The 21,761-nt window shown below is 43.8% G+C and carries 16 protein-coding genes; 8 read left to right on the top strand and 8 right to left on the bottom strand.

Annotated elements, in window-relative coordinates; translation table 11 throughout:
* The first annotated feature begins 4 nt into the window (after nucleotides 1-4).
* A complete protein-coding gene (fdx, locus tag AY607_RS06050; protein WP_064096075.1) occupies nucleotides 5-343 on the top strand; it encodes an ISC system 2Fe-2S type ferredoxin in 339 nt (112 codons plus the stop codon).
* Nucleotides 344-432: 89 nt separating this feature from the next.
* Here fdx and AY607_RS06045 read toward each other — a convergent pair whose 3' ends face one another.
* The 5 genes from AY607_RS06045 to aspA form a co-directional block, all read right to left on the bottom strand.
* Complete coding sequence (locus AY607_RS06045; RefSeq protein WP_064102061.1) at nucleotides 433-1,878, bottom strand: adenylate/guanylate cyclase domain-containing protein; 1,446 nt, start codon at nucleotides 1,876-1,878, stop codon at nucleotides 433-435.
* A gap of 56 nt (nucleotides 1,879-1,934) precedes the next feature.
* Nucleotides 1,935-2,369, bottom strand: a complete 435-nt coding sequence (locus AY607_RS06040; protein ID WP_004646760.1) for an HIT domain-containing protein — start codon at nucleotides 2,367-2,369, stop codon at nucleotides 1,935-1,937.
* Nucleotides 2,370-2,598: 229 nt separating this feature from the next.
* Nucleotides 2,599-6,057 (bottom strand): transcription-repair coupling factor, encoded by a 3,459-nt coding sequence (gene mfd / locus AY607_RS06035; RefSeq protein WP_064102060.1) that lies wholly within the window; start codon nucleotides 6,055-6,057, stop codon nucleotides 2,599-2,601.
* A gap of 123 nt (nucleotides 6,058-6,180) precedes the next feature.
* Nucleotides 6,181-6,546 (bottom strand): hypothetical protein, encoded by a 366-nt coding sequence (locus AY607_RS06030; protein ID WP_171255283.1) that lies wholly within the window; start codon nucleotides 6,544-6,546, stop codon nucleotides 6,181-6,183.
* 129 nt (nucleotides 6,547-6,675) lie between these two features.
* Complete coding sequence (gene aspA, locus AY607_RS06025; protein ID WP_064102166.1) at nucleotides 6,676-8,118, bottom strand: aspartate ammonia-lyase; 1,443 nt, start codon at nucleotides 8,116-8,118, stop codon at nucleotides 6,676-6,678.
* A 418-nt stretch (nucleotides 8,119-8,536) separates the two neighbouring features.
* On the opposite strand from aspA, the gene putP reads away from it, so the two are divergent.
* A complete protein-coding gene (putP, locus tag AY607_RS06020) occupies nucleotides 8,537-10,045 on the top strand; it encodes a sodium/proline symporter PutP (RefSeq protein WP_064102059.1) in 1,509 nt (502 codons plus the stop codon).
* 64 nt (nucleotides 10,046-10,109) lie between these two features.
* Here the strand turns inward: putP and AY607_RS06015 are convergent, their stop codons facing one another.
* Nucleotides 10,110-10,604: an Lrp/AsnC ligand binding domain-containing protein gene (locus AY607_RS06015; RefSeq protein WP_064096071.1), complete on the bottom strand. Its 495-nt coding sequence runs from the start codon at nucleotides 10,602-10,604 to the stop codon at nucleotides 10,110-10,112.
* A gap of 118 nt (nucleotides 10,605-10,722) precedes the next feature.
* Here AY607_RS06015 and putA point away from each other — a divergent pair, with 118 nt between their 5' ends.
* The 4 genes from putA (at nucleotide 10,723) to AY607_RS05995 (ending at nucleotide 17,165) form a co-directional block, all read left to right on the top strand.
* Nucleotides 10,723-14,478, top strand: a complete 3,756-nt coding sequence (gene putA, locus AY607_RS06010; RefSeq protein ID WP_064102058.1) for a trifunctional transcriptional regulator/proline dehydrogenase/L-glutamate gamma-semialdehyde dehydrogenase — start codon at nucleotides 10,723-10,725, stop codon at nucleotides 14,476-14,478.
* Between the two features lie 184 nt (nucleotides 14,479-14,662).
* Nucleotides 14,663-15,745 (top strand): tRNA (uridine(54)-C5)-methyltransferase TrmA, encoded by a 1,083-nt coding sequence (gene trmA, locus AY607_RS06005; protein WP_064102057.1) that lies wholly within the window; start codon nucleotides 14,663-14,665, stop codon nucleotides 15,743-15,745.
* 243 nt (nucleotides 15,746-15,988) lie between these two features.
* Nucleotides 15,989-16,213 (top strand): hypothetical protein, encoded by a 225-nt coding sequence (locus AY607_RS06000; RefSeq protein WP_034436106.1) that lies wholly within the window; start codon nucleotides 15,989-15,991, stop codon nucleotides 16,211-16,213.
* 391 nt (nucleotides 16,214-16,604) lie between these two features.
* Nucleotides 16,605-17,165 (top strand): lecithin retinol acyltransferase family protein, encoded by a 561-nt coding sequence (locus tag AY607_RS05995; RefSeq protein WP_064096068.1) that lies wholly within the window; start codon nucleotides 16,605-16,607, stop codon nucleotides 17,163-17,165.
* Nucleotides 17,166-17,244: 79 nt separating this feature from the next.
* Here the strand turns inward: AY607_RS05995 and AY607_RS05990 are convergent, their stop codons facing one another.
* Nucleotides 17,245-18,156 carry a bestrophin family protein gene (locus tag AY607_RS05990; protein WP_064102056.1) on the bottom strand — a complete coding sequence of 304 codons (912 nt, stop codon included), beginning with the start codon at nucleotides 18,154-18,156 and terminating at the stop codon, nucleotides 17,245-17,247.
* 69 nt (nucleotides 18,157-18,225) lie between these two features.
* Nucleotides 18,226-19,953 carry a glutamine--tRNA ligase/YqeY domain fusion protein gene (locus AY607_RS05985; protein ID WP_064096066.1) on the bottom strand — a complete coding sequence of 576 codons (1,728 nt, stop codon included), beginning with the start codon at nucleotides 19,951-19,953 and terminating at the stop codon, nucleotides 18,226-18,228.
* A 423-nt stretch (nucleotides 19,954-20,376) separates the two neighbouring features.
* Between AY607_RS05985 and AY607_RS05980 the strand changes: the two genes are divergently transcribed.
* Together AY607_RS05980 and AY607_RS05975 are read left to right on the top strand one after the other, a co-directional pair.
* Nucleotides 20,377-20,886 (top strand): peptidylprolyl isomerase, encoded by a 510-nt coding sequence (locus tag AY607_RS05980; RefSeq protein ID WP_064096065.1) that lies wholly within the window; start codon nucleotides 20,377-20,379, stop codon nucleotides 20,884-20,886.
* Between the two features lie 135 nt (nucleotides 20,887-21,021).
* Entirely contained in the window at nucleotides 21,022-21,741 is a 720-nt protein-coding gene (locus tag AY607_RS05975) for a UDP-2,3-diacylglucosamine diphosphatase (protein WP_064102055.1), read from the top strand.
* The last annotated feature ends 20 nt before the right edge of the window (nucleotides 21,742-21,761 follow it).

The raw sequence follows: 21,761 nt of genomic DNA, 5'->3' as shown, positions 1-21,761 counted from the left end.
GACTATGCCACGTATTAAAGTTCTTCCACATGCGCAGATTTGCCCCGAAGGTGCTGAGTTTGAAGTCGAACCAAATGCCAATCTTTGCGAAAGCCTGCTGAAAAATGGAATTAAAATTGAACATGCTTGTGATATGTCAGCTGCGTGTACGACCTGTCATGTAGTCGTGCGCAAAGGTTTTGACAGCCTCGAAGAAATGGATGATGTTGAAGCTGACTTACTCGACCGTGCCTGGGGTCTAGAACCAGACTCACGTCTTTCTTGTCAGGTTAAGCTGGACGGTGAAGATCTGGAAATTGAAATTCCAAAATATACAATTAATCACGCGTCAGAAAATCATTAAGATTTTTCACCGTACGCTCAATTAAAAAACCACGCTGAGGCGTGGTTTTTTTCTTTGCTAGAAAGAATTAAAGTAAATTTAGATGAACTCTAAATATGTTCAATCACTTCATCTTCAAGCTTCAGTTTGACAATACCCTGCGAGTTGGTCATTTTCTGCTGAATTTCAATGCGTTTAATCATTTTTTCCAGCACATGAATTAACTCAGGATATTCAAAGTTTTGCACTTCGTCCAGATTAAGCAGTAAATGAAAACCCTTATATTCGTAATCGAACCAGCGCTGGTATTCGACTTTCTGAGATGCATATTTCTCCATCACCTGCCAGGTTCGCACTGGCGTTTTGATGCCTTTCAGGAAAATCGGCTTTTTCGGTGCACAAAGATAATCATCTTTGATCAGATTATGGGTATCTTCTGAAATCAGGATTTCATCGACTGCCGCGGCACTTTGCAAACGCGCTGCCAGATTGGCATCACGTCCTACAATAGTATAGGCCATACGATGCGTGGCCCCATAATTTCCTACGTGGCAATAGCCGGTTGAAATTCCCATGCGGATATGGAGCGGCGGATAGCCCATTTTTATCCAGCGTTCGCGCAGCAACTTCATTTGCTGACGCATTGCCAATGCCATCTCCATACAGTTTTTGGCATCCTGCTCCACGCCTTCAGAATGCGGATCACCAAAGAAAATCAGGATGGCATCACCCATGAACTTATCAACAGTCGCTTCATAGTTTTTTGCGATTTCGGTCATATGCCGAAGATAATCATTCAGCAGGAATGCCAGATCATCTGGAATCAGGGTTTCAGACAACTCTGTAAAACCTTGAATATCTGAGAAAAAAATCGTCAGTTTTTTACGTTTATACTCAATTTTAGCTTCAGACTCACCTTTCATGATCGATTGCCACAACTGCATAGGCGCATAGCGACTCAACTGATTGGCAAATTCCATATAACGGTTCATCTGTTCGAAATAATGGTCTTTCTTCTGGGTCATGTATTGCACACGACCACTTTGATAAAAACTTCCAACACCAAAATAGGTAATCAGGCAGATAAAACCAAGAACCGTCAGTTCACTACTGGTCGACTCAAAATAATTATTAAACCCGAAGACCAGAATATTGGCCAGATAGAAAAGCGTAATCCCGATCAGGCTGGCTAGAGAAGCCATCATAAATGAGATTTTATTACTAATTGCGGTATAGAGGACTGCCACCAGACCGAGTAAAGACAATACCAGGTCCAGATGCACGGCCGCCAGAACCACCGAAATGACAATCACATCGATCAGAAAAAGAATATTGCGCCGGATATGATAATCATATTTATAAATCATCCAGCGAGATAGCTTGGGGATGATCAGTAAAACCAGAAACAAAAAAAAGGGAACAAAAAGTTGATACTGGGTATCTGGTTCAGTGTAATGAAAAACGACCAGAACCACAGACAACATGATATATCCCATCATGCGATGGAAATATTCGAACTGATGAGGCTCTTTTTGAATCCAGTCGTCTAATTGCACTCACTCACTCCCTGAAGTCCGCAACTGTCCATGGTTCTTTGAATGCCTTTGACTGATCAGTCCATGCGCCAGTCAAATGGCATATCGCCCTGGCCACGTAAAGCCAGCATTAAGGTTTGACGCATGTGTGCAAGTACTTCACTGCTATATGGAACTGCAGGTGTGCCCCAAACCGGTTTTGGCCATGCAACATCGTTCTGGTAACGGACCACATGATGAAAATGCAATTGCGGCACCATATTGCCTAGCGCTGCTACGTTCATCTTATCCGCACGGAAAACACGTGCCAGCTGGCTAGATAACCAGCTTGACTCTCTTAAAAACTGCTCTTGGTCAGCTTGGCTCAATTCATATAGTTCAGAGACACCCGGCACACGTGGAATCAGAATCAGCCAGGGAAATTGCATATCATTCATCAAACGACATGTTGACAAAGGAAAGTCGCCTACAAAAAAAGTATCTTGAGCAAGTTGTGGATGCAAACTAAACATATCTTTATAAATGATGCAAAATTAGAATGATGGCTAATACTAACATATCCAACTGAAGCTGAATATTGGAAGCAATGTGTTTAAAGACAAATTCTCATGATTTGTTGCAAAGCAGATCACAACAATCACTCTAAACAATTCATCAAAAAAATCAAGCCTGTCGTTCCTGCAAATTTCATCCTGTAATGTAATCCCAGCTGAATTTTCAGGCTGATTTAATCGAATAAAATCAGTGTAATTCTTTGAGCAGACTATCCAGCAAATCCTGAATAAACTGAATCCGTTTTTGATAATCTTCCAGCATGACCATCACTTTCAGACGCTGTCCTCCCTCCATACGGAAATAGGTCGGATGTTTCTGCATCATCTGGATGATGGTCATCGCCTGAACCGGGGTATCCGGGGCAAATTCAATATGCCCGCCCTGGCTACTGATATCAATTTTGGTAATACCAAGCTGTTCGGCTTTCAGTCGAATCTGATGGACGGTAAATAGCTGTTTGACAGGTTGTGGCGGTATGCCAAAACGGTCGATCAATTCCATCCGGATATTGTCCAGTTTTTCCTGGGTATCGGTATTACTGATACGCTTATAAAACAACAGACGTTGATGGACATCGCCAAGATATTCATCCGGAATCAGTGCGGGCATATGCAGGGTAATTTCGGCAGTCAAAGACAATGGTGCATCGAAGTTTGGCGTTTTGCCTTTTTGAATGGCTTTGGTGGCTTTTTCCAGCATTTCCATATACAGGCTATAACCAATCGCCTGCATCGAACCACTCTGCTGCTCACCGAGCAATTCACCTGCGCCGCGAATTTCCAGATCTTCAGTTGCCAGCATAAAACCGGCACCCAAGGTTGATGCACGCTGAATGGCGTCCAGACGTTTTTCCGCATCACCTTTTAAGGCTTTTAAAGACGGCACCATTAAATAGGCATAAGCCTGATGATGTGAGCGCCCTACACGTCCGCGCAGCTGATGCAGTTGTGCCAATCCGAGTTTGTCAGCACGTTCAATCAGAATGGTATTGGCATTCGGAACATCAATCCCGGTTTCAATAATGGTCGAACATACCAGAACATTATATTCCTTATGATAGAACTGCTGCATCACCTGCTCCAGTTCACGTTCACGCATCTGCCCGTGGGCCACAATCACCCGCGCTTCCGGCACCAATTTACGGATATGCTCGGCGGCACGATCAATCGTATCAACTTCATTATGCAAAAAATAAACCTGACCACCGCGCAGTAATTCACGCAGAATCGCTTCTTTAATGGTGTCATCGGTATGTTCTTGCACAAAAGTTTTCACCGCAAGACGGCGTGCCGGCGGTGTGGCGATAATCGACAGATCACGCATGCCACTAAAGGCCATATTCAGCGTACGTGGAATTGGGGTCGCAGTCAGTGTCAGCATATCAACATCGGCACGCATGGCCTTGATTCGTTCCTTGTCGCGCACACCGAAACGATGCTCTTCATCGACAATCATCAGACCGAGATTCTTAAACTGGACATTTTCCTGCAAAATCTTATGTGTACCAATCACAATATCGACTTTACCTTCAATCAGGTCGTCAATGGTCTTGGTATGTGATTTGGAAGAACCGAAACGTGACAGCACTTCAATCCGGACCGGCCAGTCGGCAAAACGATCTTTGAATGAATCATAATGCTGTTGTGCCAGCAAGGTAGTCGGTACCAGAATCGCCACCTGCCGGTTATTCTGTACTGCAACAAATGCGGCACGCATTGCGACTTCTGTCTTGCCGAAACCGACATCACCACACACCAGTCGATCCATCGGTTTGGCCTGCTGCATATCCTGCAGCGTAGCTTCAATGGCATTGGCCTGATCCGGTGTTTCTTCATAAGCAAAGCCACTGGCAAATTGCATATACAGGCTTTGATCGATTTCAAAACTGATCCCGGGCTTGGAAGAACGCCGTGCCTGAATATGTAGCAATTCGGCCGCGACATCGTGAATCTGTTCCAGCGCTTTACGTTTGGCTTTATTCCACGCATCTGTACCCAGTTTATGCAAAGGTGCCAGATCCGGATCACCGCCACTATACCGGCTGATCAAGTGCAGATTGGTCACCGGCACGTAGACTTTTGCGGCATCTGCATAATCCAGCTGCAGGAATTCATGATCCTGATCATCAATACTTAAGGTGACCAGACCAGCATAACGTCCGACCCCATAATCGATATGTACCACAGGCGCACCCATGGTCAACTCAGTTAGACTTCGGATCAGAAACTCTTCGGAAACTTCCTGCTGACGCTTGCGACGGCGCTGTACCACCCGATGTTCATACAGCTGATTTTCAGAAATTACGCTAACACGATCAGTCAATACCAGACCGCGCTCTAAAGGCGCATTGGTAATGGCAATTGCATGCAGGGACTGGACAAAACTATCAAAATTTTCAACTGTTGGAATATCACCCAGACTTGGTCTTAAGGCGTCTTTGAGACTTTCACGGCGTCCCGCACTCTCAGCCACCAGCAGTACCGGATGATTGGCCTGATCAATATATTTTTTGACTTCATGAAACGGTTTTTCACGTTTCGGGTCTACAGGTAGACGCGGTGGCAACTGGGTATCAAGATTCAATACTCCAGCTTTTTGATCAAAAGGTGTTTGTGCGGCAATAATGCGTGCAAACAGATTCAGCTGCTCCAGCACCTGATTGGTCTGAAAAAACAGGCTTTCTGGGGGCAAGATCGGCTGATCGACATTGTGGCGACGGTCTTCATAACGGCGCACAACATCTTGCCAAAATTGGCTGAGACTTTCTTCGAGAGCCCTATCTGTAATGACAATGCCATTCTTTGGTAGGTACGAAATCAGTGAACTTTGGCCTTGCATGGCTTCCGCGCTGAAAAACAAGGGCAAATAAAACTCGATTCCCGGCGAGACTATGCCATCCATCACATCCTGATAGATCGGGTTTTTCTTTGGATTCGCGGTCGGGAAAAATTCGGCATAGCGGTCACGGAAAGTGGCACGACCTTCCTTGAGCGGAAATTCCTGTGCCGGCAATACGGTAAACTGCTGCAAACTTTCTGTGGTGCGCTGAGTTTCAGAATCAAAAAATTTCAGGCTTTCAATTTCATCATCAAACAGGTCAATCCGAATTGGTGCTTCCTGTCCCGATGCGTAGATATCCATGATACTGCCGCGCACTGCGAATTCACCCGGATCATAAACGGTATCGACCAAATGATAACCCGCCTGAATCAGCTTTTTCTTTTGTTGTTCCAGATCAAATTTCTGACCGACATGAATATCAAAATGCTCACCCAGAATCCATGAGGTCGGCGCTACACGTTGTGCCAGAGTTGAGGCGGACAGCAACAGTACACCTGTTTTGGGCATATTGGATAAGATTGCCAGACGTTCCGAGACAATATCCTGATGTGGGGAGAGACGGTCATAAGGCAAGATTTCCCAATCTGGAAAAATCGTGGGTTTAATCCCATAAAATTCCAGTTCACTTTCCAGTTGACCCAAATGCTGATTATTACGTGCAATCACGATAAATAAACGCGATTGCTGCTGCACGATTTCTTTAAGCAATAATGCAGTTGAGGAACCTTGCAGATTACCTAACCAGCGTTTCTCGCCTGCTTTGAGCTGTGGTAAATTGAGTTGGGAAATTTCTTGCTGGAACATGGATATAGCTTTAAAGTCTAAATAACCTGAGGCTTATACTAGCACGATGATCTCAGGATATTTTGTTATTTTTATGCAGTCTTGCGACATCAATACACATCGAAAATAAGCCACTTTTGCAGCTTATTTTTGATCACGCAGAAAGTTACGATAATAATCATTTAACTTCTTAAGGATCATTTTGAATTGCAGCAGGTTTTCTTTGGTATTGCCTAAAGTCGCATTAAAACGCTGATGGGCAATTTCCAGATCAATTTTTTCATTGATCAGCATTGCGGTATCATATAACGCTTTTAAATCATCAAACTGTTTTAAACGGCGATTCGACAAATACTCCAACCGTGCACCCAATTCCTGATTGAGTTGAATACCATCGACGATATAACCTGTACCTTCTACATACTGGATATTCTGCTCTTCTAAATATAGCTGTGCAGCAGTCGGTTTATTACTTTTAAATAATGCACTAATTTTATCAAACATCGCCATTTACCCAGCCAAATATAGTTCAGCTTATAGTCTAGATGAAAATGCCTCAAATCCACATCCTGAACTTGAGGCAAATTATCAAAATAGCAGCTGTTCGATGTTACAGACGATTTAAGGTCTCTGGCTCTGTTAAGAAACCTGTTCGAACTGATTCTCTGCTGAAGGGATTTCAGACACCAGATTTTCAAATGCAAAAATCTCTTCTAATTGCGCTTCACTCAATAAACCCAACTCTAATACCACTTGTGGCACGGTTTTATTTTCGCGCATACATTGTTTGCCGATTTCATCGCATTTGGCATGTCCCAATATCGGTTCAAGCAAGGTCACAATCCCGACACTGCGCATAACTGAACTTAAGCAGATCTGCTCATTGGCCTGAATACCAGCAATACATTTCTGATTCAGAGTTTGCATGCCTTGGGTCAATAACTGAATTGATTCATTCATCGCCACAGCAATCACAGGTTCCATGACATTCAATTGTAGCTGCCCGGCTTCCGCAGCCATAGTAATGGTTAAATCATTACCAATCACCCGGAAGGCAATCTGATTCACAACTTCTGGAATTACCGGATTGATTTTTGCCGGCATGATCGAAGAACCCGCCTGTAATTCGGGTAACCGAATTTCAGCCAGACCTGTACGCGGTCCCGAACTGAGCAGGCGCAGATCATTACAGATTTTGGACAGTTTTACCGCGAGACGTTTTAAACTGCTCGACAGAATAATAAAGACGCCACAATCACTGGTCGCCTCGACATAATCTGCGGCTCCTTTTAAAGGCAGACCAGTCAGGTGCACCAAAGTTTCTACCACCCGCTTGGCATAGCCCGGTGGTGTATTAACCCCGGTCCCAATCGCAGTAGCACCTAAATTGACTTCCAGCAATAACTGTCGCATCTGCCTAATCATTTTCAGATCTTCTTTTAATAAAGTTGCAAATGCTCGGAATTCCTGTTCCATAGTCATCGGAACTGCATCTTGTAACTGGGTACGTCCCATCTTGATAACATATTTAAATTCAGCCGCCTTCTGGCCTATACACTCTATTAATGCGTTAAGTACATTCAATAATTCGTCCAGACTGCTATAGGTTGCCAGACGCAAGGCTGTTGGATAAACGTCATTGGTCGATTGCGAGGTATTGACGTGATCATTCGGATGCAGAATGTGATAATCACCTTTCTGATGGCCCGACATTTCAAGGGCAATATTGGCGATCACCTCATTGGCATTCATATTGATGGATGTTCCGGCACCGCCCTGATAAGGATCGAGTGGGAATGCCGATTGCCACGCTTCCGGATGCTGAATCAATTCATCACAAGCTTTCTGAATGGCAGTACTGGTCTGCTCAGGCAATTTTTTAAAATGCAGATTAGCCTGTGCCGAGGCTTTTTTTACTTGGGCCAAGGCACGAATAAAATGTGTTTGTTGTCCCACGGCCAGTCCGGAAATCTTAAAATTTTCGATAGCACGTAAGGTATGAATCCCATAATAGCTATGTAATGGAATCTGTTTTTCACCCAACAAATCACGTTCTATGCGGGTTGGTTCGATTTGAAGCATATTGTCCACGGAAAAATACTCTTGGCGATGCACCGTATTTGGTGTGATCTCAATATGAGCAAACAAATCCACGTCTAATATGAAGACTTTGCCCTAGATTTGCTACTGTTTATTACCAATACGATAGAGCTGTTAATTCTGTAATTTTATGTAATTGTCTGACTAAAATCTCTCTACGTTAATTGTTTATTTTGCATTGCCACTTTTTTCTTAATCGCCGTCTTTTCGCCTTGTATCCCCTTAGCTCCTCATTGTCCAATTTCAGTGAATCTGAAGTAAATTTACAATAAGGAAACATAAAAGCTGTGCAATTGTTACAGAGTGTAATTTTTAAACCATGCTTGAATCACTGCCTTGCGATCTCCGTACAAAAAATCATCTTGGACGATGATTTTCATATTTACAGGATGCCCTGCCTATGACTTATTTAAATCCCACCCTGATTACCTTCGTGTTTTATATTATCGCCATGATTGCAATCGGTTTATATGCTTACCGTGCAACCTCTAATTTTGATGAATATATTTTAGGTGGGCGAAGTCTGGGCAGCGTAGTCACTGCACTTTCTGCAGGTGCATCGGACATGAGTGGCTGGCTATTGATGGGTCTTCCGGGGGCCATTTACCTCTCCGGCCTGTCAGAAGCGTGGATTGCCGTCGGTTTGATTATCGGCGCATGGTTAAACTGGTTACTGGTCGCTGGCCGGTTACGTGCACATACCGAATACCAGAACAATGCCCTGACCTTACCGGATTATTTCACCAGCCGTTTTTCCGACCGCAAGCGTATTTTACGAGTATTGTCAGCTCTGGTGATTCTGGTGTTCTTTGCAATTTATTGCGCCTCGGGTATGGTTGCAGGCGCACGTCTGTTTGAAAGTCTTTTTGGCTGGAATTACACCACAGCACTTATGATTGGTGCGATGGCGACCATTCTCTATGTCTGTATTGGCGGCTTTTTGGCAATCAGCTGGACAGATACATTCCAGGCCGGTTTGATGATTTTTGCCTTATTGCTGACTCCGATCATTACCTTCTTGGCCTTGGGCGACAACAGCCAGCAAGTGAGTGTCATCCTTGAATCGGCTCGCCCACATGCTTCAAGCATGCTTGAAGGTTTAAGCACCGTCGCGATTATTTCCAGTCTGGCCTGGGGTTTGGGTTATTTTGGCCAGCCGCATATTCTGGTGCGTTTTATGGCAGCAGATTCAGTCAAAATCATTCCTGCTGCACGCCGCATTGGCATGACCTGGATGATTCTATGTCTAGGCGGTGCAATGGCTGCCGGTTATATCGGCATAGCCTATTTTACGGTCAATCCGGCACTGAATTCGGTGGTGAATCAAAATCCTGAAACGGTATTTATGGAATTAACCAAAATTCTGTTTAATCCTTGGATTGCCGGAATCATTCTGGCTGCTATCTTGGCGGCAATTATGAGTACCTTAAGCTGTCAGCTTCTGGTCTGCTCAACCACCCTCACCGAAGATTTATACAAGAGTTTCCTGCGTAAAAATGCTTCACAAAAAGAGCTGATCTGGGTAGGTCGTGGCATGGTCTTGGTGATCGCGTTGGTTGCAATTTCATTGGCGATTAAACCGAACAGTAAGGTTTTGGGTCTGGTGGCTTATGCCTGGGCCGGCTTTGGTGCTGCATTCGGCCCGCTGATTATCTTGTCTCTGTTCTGGAAACGAATGACCCTCAACGGCGCAATTGTGGGTATGGTGGTTGGTGCCGTGACTGTAATTGTCTGGAAAAATTACATGGGTGATACCGGTCTGTATGAGATTATTCCGGGCTTTATTCTGGCCACGCTCAGCATTATCATCGTCAGCCTGCTGGATAAAGCACCTAGCGAAGATGTGGTACATCGTTTTGAAATGGCTAAAGCCGAGTATCAAAAAGAAATGGCGGAAATGAAAAAATAAACATTGTCTTCAGCATAAATTAAAGGGACTTTCGAGTCCCTTTTTGATTTTAATTTACTGCTAATTATTTAGCTTTTCCCGGCATTTTCAGATGAATTCTTTGACTTTCTTTAATCACTTCCATCACCGGATAACTGCGCGTTTCTTTAATGCCGGGCAATTGCCACAAGATCTGACCTGAGATTTTGCGGAATTCATCCATATTGGCACAGCGGATTTTCACCACAAAATCAAAACCGCCACTGATCATATGACATTCGATAATTTCAGGAATCTGCCGCACAGCATGGGAAAATTCATCTAAAACATTCGGTGTGGTTTTATCCAGTAAAATTTCAACAAAGACCACAAAACCATTATTCAACATGATGGGATTGAGGCGCGCTTCATAGCCCACAATAAAACCTTCACGGGTCATCTTCTGTACACGTGCCAAGGCTGCCGTAGGTGACAGATTGACCAGTTCAGCCAGTTTGATATTGGACAGCTTGGCATCGGATTGCAATAAACCCAGTATACGAATATCTATACGATCAAGGTTCAGATAAGGACTTGGCATTAGAATTATTCTCTAAAAGAAGCAAAAACTATAGTGAGATATTCGTCAAATATTCTGTGATTATAGATTAAAACTCATTCACCTCAAAGCACTGATTGACGCAGTACAGGAAGTCACTATGCCAACCACTCTCCGCCCAGATTCAATTTTAGATGCGGCCCAGCACTCGAATTATATTGCTGAATTCAAACATAAAAACCAATACGAAGAACGTATTAATACGGCATGGCGTCGTGCTGAAACTGAATGCGTCGAAGAGTTATTGGCCCATAGTGAAATTTCTTCCGAGATAAGTGACAAGATTCAGGCACTTGCCTTTGATCTCGCACATTCCTTGCGTGAGCGCAAAAGTTCCACTGGGAAAGCCGGTATCGTACAGGGTTTATTGCAGGAATTTTCTTTATCCTCTCAGGAAGGCATTGCCCTGATGTGTCTGGCAGAAGCCTTGCTGCGGATTCCGGACAAAGCCACACGTGACTTGCTGATCCGTGACAAAATCAATCAAGGTAACTGGAAAGAACATTTGGGCCAGAGCCAATTGATGTTTGTGAATGCGGCCGCCTGGGGATTGATGCTGACCGGCAAGCTGATGGAAACCCCACAGCAAAAAAACCTGTCTAGCTTGTTGACTGGTATTTTGGCACGCAGTGGCCGCGGAATTATTCGTAAGGCCGTCGATGTTGCCATGCGCATGATGGGCGAGCAGTTTGTTACGGGTGAAACCATTGATGAAGCATTAAAAAATGCGGAGCCGCTGGAAGAAAAAGGCTTTCGCTATTCCTATGACATGCTGGGTGAAGCAGCACTGACCGATCCGGATGCTGAACGTTATTATCAGGATTATCAGCAAGCCATCCATGCTATTGGTCAAGCATCACAGGATAAAGATGTTTATGACGGGCCTGGAATTTCTATCAAACTCTCTGCGCTGCATCCACGTTATCAGCGCTCACAAATGGATCGTGTACATAACAAACTCTATGCAAAAGTACTGAAACTCGCGGTCCTGGCCAAGCAATACAATATTGGTTTAAATATCGATGCTGAAGAAAGCGATCGCCTTGAAATTTCGCTGGAACTGTTAGAACGCCTGTGTTTTGAACCGCAATTGCAGGACTGGAAAGGCATTGGCTTTGTGATTCAAGCCTATCAAAAACGCTGCTTCTATGTCGTGGATTACATCATTGATCTGGCGAAGCGCAGCCAGAAACGCCTGATGATTCGTCTGGTCAAAGGCGCGTATTGGGATAGCGAAATCAAAAAGGCCCAGATTGATGGAATGTCGGATTACCCGGTATTTACCCGCAAGGTACATACCGATCTGTCTTATATCACCTGTGCGCGTAAGCTGTTGGCTGAACCGGATTATATTTACCCGCAATTTGCCACTCATAATGCACAAACGGTAGCGACGATTTATCAGCTGGCGCAACCTGAGCAGTATTATGCAGGCCAATATGAGTTTCAATGTTTGCATGGCATGGGCGAACCGCTCTATGCAAATGTCGTGGGCGATACATCGAAAAATAAACTGGGTGTTCCCTGCCGGATCTATGCGCCAGTCGGCAATCATGAAACCTTGCTGGCTTATCTGGTGCGTCGTTTACTGGAAAATGGTGCCAATACGTCCTTCGTCAATCGTATTGCCGACAAGACCTTGAAAATTGAAGATTTGATTGAAAATCCACAGCAAACGATTTTAAAGGCATCAAAACAGGAAAACGTATTGGGAGCCAAGCATCCACATATTCCGTATACGCAAGATCTTTATGCCGATGCACGCATTAACTCTTCAGGACTGGATTTGGCCAATGATGCTGAACTCCGTGTTTTAAATGACGTCGCAGTCAATCTGGCAAATACGCAATTTCAGGCAGCGGCTATGGGAACAGCATTTAACAGCGTGGATACGACCCAAGCAGTCCCCGTAATCAATCCGGCACAACATCAGGATGTGGTCGGCACGGTCTATGAAGCAACTTCTGAACAGGCCGAAATTGCGCTCACCCAAGCAGTTAATGCACAAAGTTTCTGGGCCAATCTGTCAAAAAATGAGCGTGCTGCCTGCCTGAATAGAGCAGCAGAACTGATGGAACAGCGTTTGCTTCCGCTCATGGTTCTTCTTTCTCGCGAAGCAGGTAAAACCTATGCCAATGCCATTGCCGAAGTGCGTGAAGCGGTAGATTTCATGCGTTATTATGCAGCTCAAGTTTTGGATCTCAGTGACAATGTACAGATCCAGCCTTTAGGCACCGTGCTGTGTATCAGTCCATGGAATTTCCCGTTGGCAATTTTTACCGGCCAGATTTCAGCGGCACTGGTAGCAGGTAATACCGTGATTGCCAAACCGGCTGAACAAACACCGCTCATTGCAGCACAAGCCGTACAGATTTTATGGGAAGCAGGGATTCCGCAGGATGTATTACAGCTGCTACCTGGGCGCGGTGAAACCATTGGTGCACAGCTCACTGCAGATTCGCGTATTCAGGGCATCATGTTTACCGGTTCCACCGAGGTCGCCCAAATTCTACAAAAAACCGTTGCAGAACGGCTAAACCAGTTTGGAGAAAGCGTCACCCTGATTGCTGAAACCGGTGGTCAGAATGCCATGATTGTGGATTCATCCGCCCTGACCGAACAGGTGGTGCTGGATGTTGTGAGCTCTGCCTATGACAGTGCCGGTCAACGCTGTTCTGCCCTGCGTGTCCTCTGTGTGCAAGAAGATAATCTGGAGGCTGTGCGCAACATGCTCAAAGGTGCGATGCAACAGTTGCGCGTTGGCAATCCGGTCTTGCTTAAAACCGATATTGGTCCGGTGATTGATGCAGAAGCCCAACAAAATATCCAACAGCATATTGAGCAGATGCGCAGCAAAGGCCATAAAGTTTATCAGTTGATGTTTAATCAAGACCAGACTGAATTAACTCCAGGAACATTCATTGCACCAACCCTGATTGAACTGCCAAATCTGGATGATCTGGAACGTGAAGTATTTGGTCCGGTACTGCATCTGATCAGCTATAAATATGGCGAACTGGAACAGTTATTAGATCAGATCAACAGTAAGGGCTATGGCCTGACCATGGGTTTGCACACGCGCATTGATGAAACCATGCAAACCGTGATTGCGCGAGCAGAAGTCGGCAACCTGTATATCAACCGCAATATCGTTGGTGCTGTCGTGGGTGTCCAGCCATTTGGTGGTGAAGGCTTGTCCGGCACCGGCCCGAAAGCGGGTGGCCCGTTGTATATCTACCGTTTAATGCATCACGTATCCGAGAAAAAACTGGCTCAGCCTTATGCAGTTCAAGCGGAGCCAGCCCTTGTTGAAAATCACCTTGTTCAGGAGTTTAAAGCTTGGTTAGCTAAAACTTTCCCAACTTTATCTTTAAAAGCGCCTATGCAAATTGCGACTGGTCAAAGCTTTAGCCTGCAAGGCCCAACTGGTGAGGATAATCAGTACATCATCTTGCCACGAGAAAGCGTTTTATCCTTAGCACATACCGAGCAGGATCAGATTCAGCAAATTCTGGCGATTTTATCGGTTGGCAGTCGTCCTGCGGTACTGGCGGACAATACTTTTATGCTGAAATATTTACCAACGATGCCGGCCGCGGTCAGCAAGCAGTTTAAAGTGATCCGGAATATTGAAATAGGTGCATTTGGTGCCGTCCTGCATCATGGTGACACTGCTGAACTGATTGATTTGCAGAAACGCATTGCAGCCCGAAAAGGTCCAATTATTAGTGTTACTCATTTGAGTTCGGGAAACTACGATATTCCGGTCGAACGATTGGTGATTGAACGCGCCATCAGCATCAATACGGCGGCGGCAGGCGGCAATGCCAGTTTAATGACCATGGGTAATCTCTAAATAAGTCGAATAAATCCCGCATTTTTAGTTCAAATATTTCCTCTTTATGACCAAATTTTTCTCCTCAGAGTGTTTGGTCTTTTTTATGCAGTTTTTAAAGCCGTTCTACCAGAATAGGCTTAGGCAGATCGGCAATTTTTTGCTACCATTTGCGCTTTAAAATATTTGCGATTTCTTACTGCATATGACCTCATCTTATCAGCAACAACTTGAAGCCAAAATTGAACGCATCAGCGCTCAGTTTGCCGAATATCAACCACCTGCTTTAGAAGTATTCCAGTCTCCTGAAAAATATTTCCGCATGCGTGCTGAATTCCGGATCTGGCATACCGAAGATGATCTGTTTTATGCCATGTTTGAACGTGACGAGAACAACAATAAAAAAGTGATTCGGATTGATGAGTTTCCAATTGCAGACCGCAGTATTAATGACTTGATGCCGCAACTACTGGCAGCATTCAAGGCAGATGCCAATCTGGGTCATCGCCTGTTTGAAGTACATTTTCTGGCGACTTTAAGTGGTCAGGTTCTGGTATCCCTAATTTATCACCGTAAACTGGATGAAAGCTGGGAACCTGCAGCAAAAGCGCTGGCGGAAAAACTCAACATCAAACTGATTGGTCGCAGCCGTGGCCAGAAATTTGTCCTGACTGATGAATATGTGGTGGAAGAACTGTCTGTTTTTGATCGTCGCTATAAATATAAGCAGATCGAAAGCAGCTTCACCCAGCCCAATGCACAAGTTTGTCAAAAAATGCTGGAATGGGCATGTGATGCAGCGGAACAATCAGATAAAGATTTGCTGGAACTCTACTGTGGTAATGGCAACTTCACTCTGCCGCTTTCAACCAAGTTCCGCCGTGTATTGGCCACTGAATTAGCCAAATCTTCAGTTTATGCAGCTGAGTGGAATATTGAGCAGAACCAGATTGAAAATATTCAGGTTGCGCGTCTGTCTGCCGAAGAATTCACTCAAGCTTATAATGGCGAACGTGTTTTCCGCCGCTTGCAGGAAGCACAAATCGATATTTCGACTTATGATTTTGATACGGTATTTGTCGATCCACCGCGTGCTGGGATTGATACTGAAACACTGAAGTTGTTACAACGTTTCCAGCGTATTATTTACATTTCATGTAATCCAGATACTTTATATGACAATCTGAAACAATTGTCTCACACCCACAAAATCAGCAAATTCGCCATGTTCGACCAGTTTCCTTATACTCACCATGTAGAGACAGGTGTTTTACTGGAAAAAGTATAAAGAATTTGTTTCAATTTATTATATTGTTACAATAATGGAGCTTTTTGAAGCTCCATTTTTTGTATTAACAATCATAAACTTAATAATAAATATTGACTTGTACAGCAAGAAATATCGTTAGAAATATTGGCTTCAATCGGAAATTTTCAAGTCTGACTGCTGCTTTTATCACATAGGTCCTATTGCTTTATTTATTTAATTGGCTATATTTCACTCTATGTTAGGTTGTTGTATGAAGGCTCTATGAGTTTTTGGCAAAAGTTGTTTTCTAATGAACAACACAATGAACACAAGAATCAAATCGCTTGTGTTGAAAATGATTGCTCTTGCAAGACAAATGAACAGCTTCTTGAAGCACTTTCTAAAGCCACTGATGAAGAAATCATCATCGGAATTAAAAAGGTTCTCGTATCTCGAGGCTATAGCCGCAAAGAGCTGAATGAACTTCAGCACTTGCCATTGCAATAATCGGCCAACGTTACAGCCGTAAAAAAAGCACCTGTTTCATCAGGTGCTTTTTTTATTTGGAGAAGTGGGATTGTATAATTTAATCCCCTCTTCCTTTACTCAGGTTATAAGGCTAAAAATGACTTGAGAGTCTCTGTCATTAGGCAGAGAAATTCTGCATGATACCTTCGATTCCAGGTTTTGATTTTAGAGCAAGAGCTGATTTTCTTAGGCTATTTAGATCTTTTTATCACCTCTATATTTCTTCGATTCTAGCTTCTTTGAATTATTTAAAAAATGATGATCAAGTCTCCAATTTTATTCTGAAATGCAGACAAGACATCGATTAATTTTGTAAAACACAGTACACTTCCTATTAAACGACAATGCTTTTAAATGGCTTAATTCTGATATGCAGCGGACTAAACGGTTTCCCATAGGGGCACATCTTATGGTCAAACATTTCGGCTATACCCATCACGGGATTTATGCCGGACGTGGTCGTGTCATTCATTATTCCGGTTTTGCGCATTTATTCAAAAAACGCCCTATTGAAATCACCTCGATTGAAAATTTCAGTCAGGGTAAACCAATTCACATACAGCATTATGATTCGGCAAAATATAAAGGTCGTAAAGTGGTACGTCGCATGCGTTCCAGAATGCATGAAAATAACTATCATCTGATTATTAATAATTGCGAGCATTTGTGCACTTGGGCCATTACCGGCGTGGAAAGTAGTCCGCAAGTAATTTACATGATGAATCGCCTGACTACGATTGGCTATATCAGCTCAATGATGAGTTTTATGAACAGCATGTTCCTGACCCTGACCACCACCAGTTTCGCATTGGCACTGTACATCAAGAAGAAACTCAGAGATAAAGCCAAGCAGCGTTTGCAACAATATCGTGAATTGCAAGATCAGGCTAAAACCAAGGTGTCAGACCTGACTAATTTTAAACATCGTTAATTCAACACCTAGTCTACCGATAAATAATGAGCAGGAAAGGTTGAAGCCGTGTTTACATTTTGAAGATATAGATAGCAAATCAGGTTAAATAGCCTTTTTTGGCTTGAATCGCCTCAGGTAGTGCTTTACCTAAAGAGCTTAGGGTTTCCCGCTCTACCAGTCGTACAATTGAATCTAGCGGCAGATCGTTGTCCTGCAAGCCAAAGGGTTCTTCCAGCTCCGCACTGAGCTCATCCAGCCCGAGCAGCATATAAGCAATCAATCCGACCAGAATCGGCGTCCACAGGCCTAAATTCGCCTGCAAACTGAAAGGCAAGATAAAGCAAAAAGAATAAACCGCACGATGCAACAACACCGAATAAGAAAATGGCAATGGGGTTGACAAAATCCGGTCACAACCGGCCTGAATATCTCCCAAGGCCACAGTATGCTGATTCAGGTTGTTATAAATAATATCGCTGATCTTGCCCTGCTGATACTGTTGTACCAGCTGTTTTTGCATCTGCTCCAGCACCCATTGTGAGGGATTGATTTGCATGGGCAATTGCTCGAATGATTCGGGTTCAAAGCTGGCAGTGGCCTGATAAGCCTGAATGCTGGACATTTGCTGTCTCAATCGGTCCCGTAATAGATGGGTAAACAGCATCATGCGGTACAATAAGATTTCACGGGTTTGATCGTCCAGAACGTGGCTGTCACGGCATAAATGACGCGTGGTTGCAATCAGCGCACCCCAAAGCTTGCGTCCTTCCCACCATCGATCATAGCAGGCCGTATTTCTAAAACTTAAAAAAATCGAGAGAATGACACCAAAAATCGTAAAGCCAATTGCCGGGACAGCAGGAAGGCTGACGAAATGCGCCTGACTCAAATACACCAGCAAGGCAGAAATAAAGACCACCAAAACCAATGCGGGCAGCACCTTGGGCAGAATCGTTCCCTGCCAGGCAAACAGTAAACCTAAACTATTATTCTTATCACGCACAATCATGGAATGTTCCCTGCTGTATTAAAAAAGCCCAACCAGAGTTGGGCTTTTTACATTTTGACTTAAACCAGCTTATTTGCCCGGTTTAAAGCTGTCCTTAAGATCAAGGATACGGTTAAATACCGGTTTTTCGCTGGAATGATCATATTGATCCGCCACAAAATAGCCTTCACGCTCAAACTGGAAACGATCTTCCGGCTGAGCTTGCGACAAAGCAGGCTCAATCACGGCTTGAACCACCTTCAATGATTCAGGGTTGAGGTTTTCCAGAAAGTCATCGCCCACTTCAGGATCAGACTCCGTAAACAGACGATCGTAAATACGCACTTCGGCAGGAATACCCTTAGTCGCAGATACCCAGTGAATCACGCCTTTCACCTTACGACCTTCAGGATTTTTACCTAAAGTTTCAGGATCAATCGAACATTTCAGCTCAACCACTTCACCATTTTCATCTTTAATGACTTCATCGCATTTGATGACATAGGCATGACGTAAACGGACTTCACCGCCTGGAATCAGACGTTTAAAGCCTTTTGGTGGCTCTTCTTCAAAGTCTTTACGGTCAATAAACAGCTCGGTCGTCAGTGGAATAACACGCTCACCCATATCGACATTCGGATGACGTGAATGGGTCAGGTCCATGTCAGCTGGCAAATTGGTTAAAGTCACTTTGAGTGGATTTAACACGGCCATACCACGCGCGGCGGTATTTTCCAGAGACTGGCGAATACAGTATTCCAGCATGGCTACATCGACGATACTGCCATCAACCTTCGATACACCGACGCGCTGACAGAAATCACGCAGACCTTCAGGGGTGAAACCACGACGACGCATACCGACTACAGTTGGCATACGTGGGTCATCCCAACCCTGAACAAAGCCACCTTCAACCAGTTTACGCAGTTTACGCTTTGAGGTGATGGTGTAATCCACGTTCAAACGGCTAGATTCGTACTGACGTGGCACTGACGGTGATTTAACTTTTGCTATCACCCAATCATAGAACGGACGATGATCTTGGAATTCCAAGGTGCACAGTGAATGCGTAACGCCTTCAATCGCATCAGATAATGGATGCGCATAGTCATACATTGGATAAATTTTCCATTTATCGCCAGTCTGATGATGTTCAGAATGCAAAATACGATACAGAATCGGATCACGCATATGTACGTTTGGTGACGTCATATCGATCTTGGCACGTAGAACCGCCTGACCTTCCGCGTATTCACCGCAACGCATTTTTTCAAAACGTTCTAGGTTTTCCGCAACAGTTGCATCACGTTGTGGCGAGTTTTTACCCGGCTCAACAAAGTTACCACGGTTTAAACGGATCTCTTCTGGACTTTGCAAATCAACATAGGCATCACCCTGCTCAATCAGCTGAACTGCCCAGGTATAAAGTTGATCAAAATAGCTTGATGCATAACGCGGCTCACCTTCCCACTGGAAGCCTAGCCATTTCACGTCATTGGCAATACCATCAACATATTCCTGTTCTTCGGCATCCGGATTGGTATCATCAAAACGCAGGTTACAAACACCTTTAAATTCTTCAGCAATTCCGAAGTTCAAGCAAATTGCTTTCACATGGCCAATATGTAAATAGCCATTCGGCTCAGGCGGAAAACGCGTCACTACCTGTTGAACGCGACCAGCAGCTAAATCATCGGTAATGACCTGACGTACAAAATCCAAGCCTGGTTGTTGCTCTTGCTGCTGCACTGAATCGACTGCACTGTTATTTTGGGTCGGGTTCTCGGGCAGAGATGTCACAACATCATTTGGCTTCATGATCAATCATTCACTTCTAAAGTTAAAAAGGGATTAACAAATATTTAATCGTACAATTTGTACGTATATTCATTAACAAAGTTCCTTAGTTTAACTATAGGTGATTAATCTCTCAACCGCTAACTCGGGTATTTGATTTCAATTCACTCATTTTAAAAAGTGAAAATACGGCAACCTGTCTATAACCAAACTATCCAGGCGTTAAAAGATTAGAAAATGTTTTAATCCATGCTTGTCAGAAATATTACGCCATGTCTGTCAGTATTTGAAATGCCTTGATAAATCAACGTATAAATAAGGTATTATTTTTATGCTTTTAACAAAGAAAATAATGTTTTTACTTGCCTTGTCGAACGCAGTTTGCTTATGCTTCACTCATTCAGAAAAAACCATGGCACTTGTCCATGATCAGGAGATTACACAATGAGTTTTCCTCAAGTCGAATTAAACACCAATAAAGGTCGTATTGTTCTAGAACTCAATACTGAAAAAGCACCTAAAACCGTAGCTAACTTTTTAGAATACGTACGTGACGGTTTTTATGACGGCGTAATTTTCCACCGTGTTATTGATGGTTTCATGATCCAGGGTGGCGGCATGGATGAAAACTTCAAGGAAAAAGCAACACGTGATGCAATCGAAAACGAAGCAGACAATGGCTTGACCAATGACGAAGGTACGATTGCAATGGCGCGTACTCAGGCTCCGCACTCTGCTTCTGCCCAGTTCTTCATTAACGTGAAAAACAACTCATTCCTGAACCACACTGGCAAAACTGCTCAAGGTTGGGGCTATGCCGTATTTGGTAAAGTTGTTGAAGGTATGGATGTTGTAAATGAAATCAAAAACGTGCGTACTGGTAACCGTGGCTATCACGCTGACGTTCCTCTAGAAAATGTCGTGATCGAATCTGCAAAAATCATTTCTGAATAAGTTTAAATCCTCCCTGAGTAGCACTGCTACGCAAGTCCTTTAATAAAGGAGGGAATCACCTTTTATCAAAATAAGGTTTTCCTCCCTTTTTCAAAGGGAGATCAGGAGGGGTTAAATTAAAGAAGGAAAAGATTCGTGACCTATCTGTTTATCTCAGATTTACATTTGTCACCTGATCACCCTCGACTTGTTCGGGGGTTTTTAGATTTATTAACTGAATATCAAGATCGAAACACCCACCTGTATATTCTGGGTGACTGGTTCAATGCTTGGATTGGCGATGACTATACCTCTCCATGGCTGGACGAGATTGTCATTGCATTAAAACAGTTTACTCAAGCAGGCAATCAGGTTTATTTTCTGGTAGGTAATCGGGACTTTGCCTTAGGTCAGGATTTTTTGGATCAATTTTCTGGACAACTTTTGCCAGAGATTGCCCATTTTAATATTGGCTCGACCCGATATCGCATTGAACATGGCGATGCTCTGTGTACCGACGATGTGTCCTATCAACGGTTTAGAAAAATAATTCGTCATCCTTGGGTTTTAGGCGTATTACGCAAAATGCCGCTCAGCTTTCGTGCCAGACTGGCCAGTGGCTTTCGTAAAAAAAGCCATGAAGCGCAGCAATTAAAAAGCTATGCCGTGATGGATGTGAATGCATCTGCCGTAGAAACTGCCTTCAAACAAGCTGATGTGCTGATTCACGGTCATACACATCGGGCTGCCATTCATCAAGCAGCTAATAAAAAGCGCATTGTACTGGGTGACTGGAAACAGGAATATGCTGAAATTCTGGAAATCAAGCCAGACCAAAATTTTGATATGCTGAAACTAAAAAAGTGGCGATATTAATCAGCCACTTTTTTTAAGAT

Origin of the sequence: Acinetobacter sp. SFA (genome assembly GCF_001647535.1) — a bacterium.
In the GTDB taxonomy this organism is placed as follows: domain Bacteria; phylum Pseudomonadota; class Gammaproteobacteria; order Pseudomonadales; family Moraxellaceae; genus Acinetobacter; species Acinetobacter pecorum.
This window is presented reverse-complemented; position numbering and strand designations above follow the sequence as displayed.

Bases quoted from the DNA above. Each gene is read 5' to 3' on its own strand.
- AY607_RS05980 (WP_064096065.1), top strand. From the start codon at position 20,377: ATGAGTTTTCCTCAAGTCGAATTAAACACCAATAAAGGTCGTATTGTT.
- AY607_RS06015 (WP_064096071.1), bottom strand. From the start codon at position 10,604: ATGCCAAGTCCTTATCTGAACCTTGATCGTATAGATATTCGTATACTG.
- trmA (WP_064102057.1), top strand. From the start codon at position 14,663: ATGACCTCATCTTATCAGCAACAACTTGAAGCCAAAATTGAACGCATC.
- AY607_RS05990 (WP_064102056.1), bottom strand. From the start codon at position 18,156: ATGATTGTGCGTGATAAGAATAATAGTTTAGGTTTACTGTTTGCCTGG.
- AY607_RS05985 (WP_064096066.1), bottom strand. From the start codon at position 19,953: ATGAAGCCAAATGATGTTGTGACATCTCTGCCCGAGAACCCGACCCAA.
- AY607_RS06040 (WP_004646760.1), bottom strand. From the start codon at position 2,369: ATGTTTAGTTTGCATCCACAACTTGCTCAAGATACTTTTTTTGTAGGC.
- AY607_RS05995 (WP_064096068.1), top strand. From the start codon at position 16,605: ATGCAGCGGACTAAACGGTTTCCCATAGGGGCACATCTTATGGTCAAA.
- fdx (WP_064096075.1), top strand. From the start codon at position 5: ATGCCACGTATTAAAGTTCTTCCACATGCGCAGATTTGCCCCGAAGGT.
- aspA (WP_064102166.1), bottom strand. From the start codon at position 8,118: ATGCTTCAAATCGAACCAACCCGCATAGAACGTGATTTGTTGGGTGAA.
- putA (WP_064102058.1), top strand. From the start codon at position 10,723: ATGCCAACCACTCTCCGCCCAGATTCAATTTTAGATGCGGCCCAGCAC.
- putP (WP_064102059.1), top strand. From the start codon at position 8,537: ATGACTTATTTAAATCCCACCCTGATTACCTTCGTGTTTTATATTATC.
- AY607_RS06030 (WP_171255283.1), bottom strand. From the start codon at position 6,546: ATGGCGATGTTTGATAAAATTAGTGCATTATTTAAAAGTAATAAACCG.
- mfd (WP_064102060.1), bottom strand. From the start codon at position 6,057: ATGTTCCAGCAAGAAATTTCCCAACTCAATTTACCACAGCTCAAAGCA.
- AY607_RS06000 (WP_034436106.1), top strand. From the start codon at position 15,989: ATGAGTTTTTGGCAAAAGTTGTTTTCTAATGAACAACACAATGAACAC.